This window comes from Ferrimonas futtsuensis DSM 18154, assembly GCF_000422645.1.
GTDB lineage: Bacteria > Pseudomonadota > Gammaproteobacteria > Enterobacterales > Shewanellaceae > Ferrimonas > Ferrimonas futtsuensis.
The window spans coordinates 34043-42433 of record NZ_AUGL01000031.1 but is presented as its reverse complement, the minus strand read 5'-3'; the positions used below and the strand labels follow the sequence as shown (position 1 = coordinate 42433).

7 protein-coding genes are annotated in these 8391 nt (G+C 58.4%); 3 read left to right on the top strand and 4 right to left on the bottom strand.

From position 1 onward, the window contains the following. The first annotated feature begins 203 nt into the window (after window positions 1-203). A complete protein-coding gene (locus G505_RS0117000; protein ID WP_028110634.1) occupies window positions 204-797 on the top strand; it encodes a hypothetical protein in 594 nt (197 codons plus the stop codon). A gap of 90 nt (window positions 798-887) precedes the next feature. Here the strand turns inward: G505_RS0117000 and G505_RS0116995 are convergent, their stop codons facing one another. Genes G505_RS0116995 through zwf form a run of 4 tightly spaced genes read right to left on the bottom strand, consistent with a single transcriptional unit; the run spans window position 888 to window position 5545 of the window. Continuing rightward, on the bottom strand, window positions 888-1532 hold the full coding sequence (locus tag G505_RS0116995; protein WP_028110633.1) for a bifunctional 4-hydroxy-2-oxoglutarate aldolase/2-dehydro-3-deoxy-phosphogluconate aldolase: 645 nt from the start codon (window positions 1530-1532) through the stop codon (window positions 888-890). Between the two features lie 8 nt (window positions 1533-1540). After that, window positions 1541-3355, bottom strand: coding sequence for a phosphogluconate dehydratase (gene edd, locus G505_RS0116990; RefSeq protein WP_028110632.1), 1815 nt, complete (start codon window positions 3353-3355; stop codon window positions 1541-1543). Then, window positions 3355-4056: a 6-phosphogluconolactonase gene (gene pgl / locus G505_RS0116985; RefSeq protein WP_028110631.1), complete on the bottom strand. Its 702-nt coding sequence runs from the start codon at window positions 4054-4056 to the stop codon at window positions 3355-3357. Before pgl ends, edd begins: the two co-directional genes overlap by 1 nt. Window positions 4057-4066: 10 nt before the next feature. Then, window positions 4067-5545, bottom strand: coding sequence for a glucose-6-phosphate dehydrogenase (gene zwf, locus G505_RS0116980; protein WP_035385527.1), 1479 nt, complete (start codon window positions 5543-5545; stop codon window positions 4067-4069). 267 nt (window positions 5546-5812) lie between these two features. On the opposite strand from zwf, the gene G505_RS0116975 reads away from it, so the two are divergent. Together G505_RS0116975 and pyk are read left to right on the top strand one after the other, a co-directional pair. Next, on the top strand, window positions 5813-6667 hold the full coding sequence (locus tag G505_RS0116975; RefSeq protein ID WP_028110629.1) for a MurR/RpiR family transcriptional regulator: 855 nt from the start codon (window positions 5813-5815) through the stop codon (window positions 6665-6667). Window positions 6668-6906: 239 nt separating this feature from the next. Further along, entirely contained in the window at window positions 6907-8343 is a 1437-nt protein-coding gene (gene pyk, locus G505_RS0116970) for a pyruvate kinase (protein ID WP_028110628.1), read from the top strand. The last annotated feature ends 48 nt before the right edge of the window (window positions 8344-8391 follow it).

The following is an 8391-nucleotide window of genomic DNA, read 5'->3' as shown; positions in this document are numbered from 1 at the left end:
GGTACTCATCGACTTCAACCACAGCCGCCAGACCCACAACCGCCTCCCCCTTCGACGCCACTCAGAACCGAGTGAACGGTCGCCTGGTGAAAGTAATGGCCTAGTTGTCAGCTCAACCACAGCCTTCGGCCGGGAGTTAATCTTGACCCCGGCGCCGGACCCTCCCATTATCCAAAGCCCACTGTCAGAAAAGGGGCCTCAAAATGAGAGTGCTGCTGCTTACATTACTGCTCCTTGGCTGTACCACTCAGACCGCCGGGCCCAATCGACTCATGGTGCCCGGGGCCGCAGTGGGCGACCTTCAGGCCGGCGCAACACTGACTGATGCCAAAACACTGTTTGGGGCAGCCAATGTTCAGCCGATACAGATCAACCTCGGCGAGGGAGAGTCTGCCCTGGGGGTGGCCATCTTCGCCAACGACGAGGCCAACCGCATCGAATTCCTCATGGATTCTCGGCAAAGGCTCATCGCGGCCCATATTGATGCCACTGACAGCCGATGTCACCTGGTTGGCGAAATTGGCATAGGCAGCAGTCTGAAGCAGTTGGAACAAACCAATGGCGGCCCCTTTGCGCTCTATGGCTTCGAGTGGGATCTGGGGGGGACCGTGACGAATTGGCGCCAGGGAAAGATGGCCAAATTCGCCCCACATCTCAGCCTGCGCCTGACACCAGACTCTGTGAGTGAGGACACCATCAAGCTGCTTGGAGACACCCAGTTTCCCTCTGAGGCTCCCGAGATGCAAAGGGTGAACCCGGTGGTGTCTGAGATCTGGATAGACCTTCCCGTAGACTAAGCGACACCTTGCACTCCCGCGGCACCCACAAACAAAAAGGCCGCTACCCGAAGGTAGCGGCCTTTGTTCATTCTGTAACGCCTCTTCCAGTTACCCGTTGATGTGGGCCAGTGCCTGGCAGGAGAGGTCACTGATCCGCTGCCAATCGCCGTCACGGACAGCGTCCATCGGGGCAACCCAAGAACCGCCCACACAGGCCACATTATCCAGGGACAGGTAATCCTTGCAGTTGGCCAGGCCAATGCCGCCGGTTGGGCAGAACACCAGTCCGGACAGGGGGCTGCCCATGGACTTGATCGCCTTGGCACCACCACTGGACTCCGCCGGGAAGAACTTCAGGTAGGTGTAGCCAAAGTCCATCGCCTTCATGGCGTCAGACACGGACGCCACGCCGGGGATCAGCGGAATGGTGCTGTGGGCGCCTGCTTCCAGCAGCGCGGTGGTCACACCCGGGCTGATGGCGAACTGCGCGCCGGCGTCGGCTACGGCCTGAAGCTGCTCAGGGTTGAGCACGGTGCCCGCCCCGACCAATGCCTCAGGCACCTCTTCCCGAATCAGCTTGATCGCTTCCAAGGCACACTCGGTGCGCAGGGTCACTTCAAGAATTCGGATGCCACCGGCCACCAGGGCCCTGGCCAGGGGAACCGCCTGATCCAGGTGTTCAATCACCATCACAGGCACCACCGGGCTGATCTCAAACACCTGTTCAGGCTGGATGCTCCAATTTTCCATCATTTCCTCGCTTAATCTAACAGCGCCGAAGCCCCAGTTTCCGGACTGGAGAGCAGCTTACGCACATTGCGGAACAGTTCACGGCCAAAGCCTTCATCATTGTCCCGCAGGTCGACGGGAGTAACTTCACGGGCATCCAGCTCAGTTTCGTCAACCAACAATTCAACTACGCCACGCTTGGCATCCAATCTCACCAGATCGCCATCCCGAACTTTGGCCAACAGGCCTCCATCCAGGGCTTCCGGACTGACGTGGATCGCCGCGGGCACCTTACCAGAAGCACCGGACATGCGACCATCGGTCACCAGTGCCACCTTGAATCCTTTGTCCTGCAAAACTCCCAGAGGAGGCAACAGTTTGTGAAGCTCAGGCATACCATTGGCCTGAGGCCCCTGATAGCGGACCACCGCAATCAGGTCTTTGTTCATCTTTCCTGCCTTGAACGCCTCGGTGAGCGCCGCCTGAGACTCAAACACCATGGCGGGGGCTTCCACCACCTGATGCTCATCCGCCACGGCGGAGGTCTTGATTACCGCACGACCCAGGTTGCCCTTCACCAGATTCATACCGCCATTGGCGAGGAAGGGGTTGTCGATGGGGCGCAGCACCTCGTCATCGCCACTGGCTTCGGGGATGTCATTCCACACCACCTTGCCATCCACCAGCTCAGGCTTCTGGGTGTAACGCGCCAGGCCCTGGCCCGCCGCGGTGGTGACATCCTCATGGAGCAGGCCACCTCGGCGCAGCTCACGAATCAGGAAAGCCATACCGCCCGCCTGATGGAAGTGGTTGATGTCTGCCTGGCCATTGGGGTAAACCCGCGCCAGCAGAGGCACCACTGCGGACAGCTCGGCGAAGTCCTGCCAGTCGACAATGATGCCGGCAGCCCGGGCTGCGGCGACGATGTGCATGGTCAGGTTGGTGGAACCACCGGTGGCCAGCAAGCCGACGATGCCGTTCACCACACTCTTCTCATCCACCATCTTATACAGGGGGGTAAAGCCGTCACCCGGCTGAGCCATGCGGCACACCTGCTGGCTGGCCAGCTTGGTCAGCTCGTGACGCAGCGGACTGGTGGGATTCACGAAGGAGGAACCAGGCAGTTGCAGGCCCATGGCTTCCAGCACCAGCTGGTTGGAGTTGGCGGTACCGTAGAAGGTGCAAGTTCCCGGGCTGTGGTAGGAGGCCGATTCCGCTTTGAGCAGATCCTCGTCACTCACCTTGCCCTCGGCGTACTCCTGACGCACCTTGGCCTTCTCCTTGTTGGGCAGGCCCGATGGCATCGGGCCGGCAGGCACGAACAGAGTCGGCAGATGACCAAAGCTCATGGCGCCCATCAGCAGTCCGGGGACGATTTTGTCGCAGATCCCCAGCATCAGCGCGCCATCGAACATGGCGTGGGATAAACCGACGGAAGTGGCCATGGCAATGACATCACGGGACATCAGGCTCAGCTCCATGCCGGGCTGGCCCTGGGTCACACCGTCACACATGGCGGGGACACCCCCGGCCACCTGGGCTACGGAGCCCACTTCACGGCAGGCCTCCTTGATGATGTCCGGGTAGACACCATAGGGCTGGTGGGCCGACAACATGTCGTTGTAGGCGGTGACGATGCCGATGTTGGCCTTGTTGAAGTGACGCAGGTCATCTTTATCCTGCTTGCCACAACCGGCAAAACCGTGGGCCAGGTTGGAACAGGAGAGCGCCTCTCGGTTTACCCCCTGCTCCTCGAGCTTGGCCATCCGTGCCAGGTAAGCCTGACGACGGGCCCGACTGCGCTGAATAATGCGTTCAGTTACCGCCACTAGGGTTTCATGGGTCATTAGGCTTGGCTCCAATATACGTCCACCGGGGTCTGTCGCTGATTGAGCACCGCCCGGATCGGCATCTCATTCACATCCACGGACTGCAGTACCTGCTGCAACACCTCGCGCTTAGGCTCACCATGCAGGTGCAGGTAGATCTGTTTGCTGTCCAGCAGCGCTTTCAAAGAGAGAGACAGGCGCCCGTGAGGGGCGGTCGTCGGATGAACCGCCAGACAGGTGCGGCCAGTGGTCAGCCCCTCCTGAAGTTGATCAGAACAGGGGAAGAGCGACGCGGTATGGCCGTCGTTGCCCATACCCAGTACCACCACATCAAAGGGGCGCGGCACATTGGAGAGTACCTCCTCGGTCATCCCCACACCCTCATCCACCACGGAGTAGATGTTCTTCAGGCTGCGGAACTTGGCCTTGGCCGCCCGGCGTACCAGCAGGTGTTCACGCACCAGCCGCTCATTGGAATCTGCGTGCTCGGGAGCAACCCAGCGCTCATCGGCCAGGGTGATAAAAACATCCTGCCAGTCGATCAGCTGTCGGGACAGCTGGGCAAACAACTTAAGGGGAGTGCTTCCACCGGACACCACCAGCGAGGCACTGCCCCTGGCATCGATGGCATCTTGCAGTCGGGAAGCAATCTTCACCGCCAAAATCTCTGCCAGATCCTGGGCGGTATCAAACTCTTTATATACGGGCAAGGTAATCATCTGATCTTTCCTACTCATCCCAGGAACGGCCATCGCGGGTGATCAGTGCCACCGACGCCACGGGTCCCCAGGTGCCTGCCGGATAAGCCTTGGGTGGCTCATGGGAGTCTGCCCAGGCCGCCAGAATGGAGTCGCACCACTTCCAGGCCTGCTCCACCTCGTCACGGCGGACAAACAGAGACTGGTTACCCAGCATGCACTCCAGCAACAGACGCTCATAGGCATCAGCAACCCGCTCATTCTTGAAGGTATCAGAGAAGGAGAGGTCCAGCTTGGTGGTTTGCAGACGCTGAGTCTCATCCAGGCCCGGCACCTTGTTCATCATCTGGATCTCCACCCCTTCGTGGGGCTGAAGACGGATGGTCAGCTTATTGGGTGGCAACTGACGATAGCTGTCCCGGTACAGGTTGTGCGGTGGGTTCTTGAAGTTCACCACGATCTCGGAGCACTTATAGGGCATCCGTTTGCCGGTACGCAGATAGAATGGCACTCCGGACCAGCGCCAGTTGTCAATGTCCACCCGCAGGGCAGCGAAGGTTTCGGTGTCGGAGTCCAGGTTGGCCCCCTCCTCCTCCAGATAACCGGGCACCGGGCTGCCCTTAAGGAAGCCGGCGGAGTACTGGCCCCGAACCGTCTTCTCAAAAACGTTGTTGCTGTCGATGGGGCGCAGGGACTTGAGCACCTTCACCTTCTCGTCACGAATGGAATCCGCATCCAGATTCACCGGAGGATCCATGGCCACCAGAGACAGCACCTGCAGCAGGTGGTTCTGGATCATGTCGCGCATCTGGCCCGCTTTATCGAAGTAATCCCAGCGACCTTCGATGCCCACCTCTTCGGCCACGGTAATCTGCACATGGTCGATGGTGCGGTTGTCCCACTTGGAGGCAAACAGCGAGTTGGCGAAGCGCAGCGCCACCAGGTTCTGAACCGTCTCCTTACCCAGGTAGTGGTCAATACGGTAGATCTGGTTCTCCTGGAAGAACTCTGCCACCTGGTTGTTGATCACCATGGAGGATGCCAGATCGTGACCAATGGGCTTTTCCAGCACCACACGGGTGGCAGGCTCAATCAGGTCGGCAGACTTCAGACAACGGCAGATGTCACCGTAGATAGAGGGTGGAGTGGCGAAGTAGTTCACCATGACGTTGTCCGGCTGAGCCTTCAGCAGGGTGTGAAACTGCTCATACCCTTCAGGCTGGGTGAAGTCCATGGCAACGTAGGTACAGCGGGCCAGCAGCCGCTCCAGCGTGTCGGTCTCCACCTCCTCTTTCAGGAACTCACCGAGGGAGGTGCGAATCACCTGCAGGTAATCGTCCTGGGTCATTTCACGACGGGCCACACCAAAGATCCGGGTGCCGCTGTGAAGCAGACCAGCCTTGTCCAGCTGGTACAGGGAGGGGATCAATTTGCGGCGAGCCAGATCGCCAACGGTGCCGAAGAGCACGAAATCGCAGGGCTTGGCTACCGAGCCGGTAAAGTGAGTCACTATCCAACTCCTATATAGAAGGATGTTGCCACGTCCGTGGCGTCACATTTTCGTAAATTAACTACATTAAAGAGAATTTTTTTCGCTGACGCAACCTTAGCGGTCACTCAAAAGCTAGATAAATTACAACACTGTTTGTAAACTTATCCTAACTGCATCTCATAACCTGAGAGCAACGCCTCAGTATACAGTGCTTTATTGGCAATTATAGGCGTGTTCAGGCAAAGAGCCGCAGTTGTACTCTCGGTTAACTGGGCGATTATTCTTATGAATACACTAGAAAAAATACAGACGAACCTCAGTAACTTCAGTAAGTCCGAGCGAAAGGTAGCGGAAGTCATCTTAACCTCACCCCAAACCGCTATACACGCCAGCATAGCCACCTTGGCTAAGATGGCAGACGTGAGTGAGCCTACGGTGAACCGTTTCTGCCGCCGCCTCGACACCAAGGGATTCCCGGACTTCAAGTTACATTTGGCACAGAGCCTGGCCAACGGCACTCCATACGTCTCCCGTCATGTGGACGAGGATGACGGTCCAGACTCCTACACCAACAAGATCTTTGAATCTTCCATGGCAGCCCTGGACGTTGCACGCCAATCCATTGATCCCATGGCAATCAATCGTGCAGTGGACATCCTCACCCAGGCTCAGCACATCTCCTTCTTCGGCCTGGGGGCCTCCTCCTCCGTGGCCCATGACGCCCAGAACAAGTTCTTCCGGTTCAATGTGCCGGTAAGCTGTTTCGACGACGTGCTGATGATGCGCATGAGCTGCATCAACGCCAGCGCCGGCTCCGTGCTGGTGCTGTTCTCCCACACAGGCCGTACCAAGGCCCTGGTGGAGGTGGCGCGCCTGGCCCGCGAAAGCAACGCCCAGGTGATCTCCATTACCGCCAAGGACAGCCCCCTGGCCCGGGAGAGCACCCTGGCCGTCAGCGTGGAGGTGCCAGAGGATACCGACATGTTTATCCCCATGGCGTCCCGCCTGGCGCACCTGACGGTGATTGATGTTTTGGCCACCGGTTTCACCCTGCGCCGTGGCCCGCGCTTCCGTGAGAATTTGAAGCGCGTCAAAGAAGCGATACGCGAATCACGTTTCGAAAAACCTTCTAATTTGTAAGCCCCTCTCCCCAAAATGCCGCTGTGAATCCCACTCAGCGGCATTTTCTTTGTCACAACGACTACACTTGACCTCAACAAAATGCTTCCTTAGGCTTGTCGACCTTGCGCCAGGTCACATTTTTGTCATGCGGCAACATCTATAATTTACGTAATTTTCTTTCATGTTGAACTTTCAGCCATAAGGTCGGGAGTTTCATCAACTTAAACTTTAGAGCCAGTATTCTGATGGAGTTACCTATGCTCAGAAGAACTAAGATCGTAACCACGTTGGGTCCAGCGACTGATCGCGACGGCAACCTGGAGAAGATCATCCTCGCCGGCGCCAACGTCGTACGGATGAACTTTTCCCACGGCAGCCCTGAGGATCACATTCAGCGCGCCAACGAGGTACGCGAACTTGCTGCCAAGCACAACCGCCACGTGGCCATCCTCGGCGACCTGCAGGGTCCCAAGATTCGAGTATCCACCTTTAAGGACGGCAAGGTGCACCTGCCCCTGGGCCACACCTTCGTACTGGACAGCGATCTCGCCAAAGGCGAAGGCGATGAGCATCAAGTAGGTCTGGACTACAAAACCCTGCCTCAGGACGTAGACACCGGCGACATCCTGCTGCTGGATGACGGCCGTGTTCAGCTTCGTGTTGAGAAGGTAGAAGGCAACCGCGTTATCACCACCGTGACCGTCGCCGGCCCTCTGTCCAACAACAAAGGCATCAACAAGCAGGGTGGCGGTCTCTCCGCAGCAGCCCTGACCGAGAAAGACAAGGCTGACATCAAGACCGCTGCCAAGATTGGCGTGGACTACCTGGCCGTGTCCTTCCCACGCACCGGTGAAGATCTGCACTACGCTCGCGAACTGGCTCGCGAAGCTGGCTGCAATGCCCACATCGTTTCCAAAGTAGAGCGCGCCGAGGCCGTTGCCACCGACGAAGCCATGGACGACGTGATCCTGGCCTCCGACGCCGTAATGGTTGCCCGTGGTGACCTGGGTGTTGAGATCGGTGATGCCGAGCTGATGGGCGTACAGAAGAAGCTGATCGCCCGCTGCCGTCAGCTGAACCGTGTTGTGATCACCGCGACCCAGATGATGGAGTCCATGATCACCGCCCCGATGCCGACCCGTGCCGAAGTGATGGACGTGGCCAACGCCGTCCTCGATGGTACCGACGCGGTCATGCTGTCTGCCGAAACCGCCGCCGGTGACTTCCCTGAAGAGACCGTGAAGGCGATGGCCAGCGTGTGTATCGGCGCCGAAAAGAACCCCCGTGTTCAGGTTTCCGGCCACCGTCTGGATGAGCGCTTCAAGACCGTTGAAGAGACCATCGCCCTGGCCACCATGTACGCCGCCAACCACCTGGAAGGCGTTAAGGCCATTGTCGCCCTGACCGAGTCTGGCAACACTCCGATGATCATGAGCCGCATCACCTCCGGCCTGCCCATCATTGCCCTGTCTCGTCACGACGCCACCCTGGCCCGCATGGCCCTGTACCGTGGTGTGTACCCTGTACGCTTCGACTCCACCGAGCACACTCCTGGTCACATGGTGGCGGCTGCCATCACCGAGATCAAAGAAGCTGGCTTGCTGAACAGCGGCGACATGGTTCTGGTTACCAAGGGTGACATGATGGAGACCATCGGCGGCACCAACACCACCAAGGTTGTTGTAGTCGAGTAATCTCTACTGAACAGATGATTAAGGGTTGGCTTTGGCCAACCCTTTTTT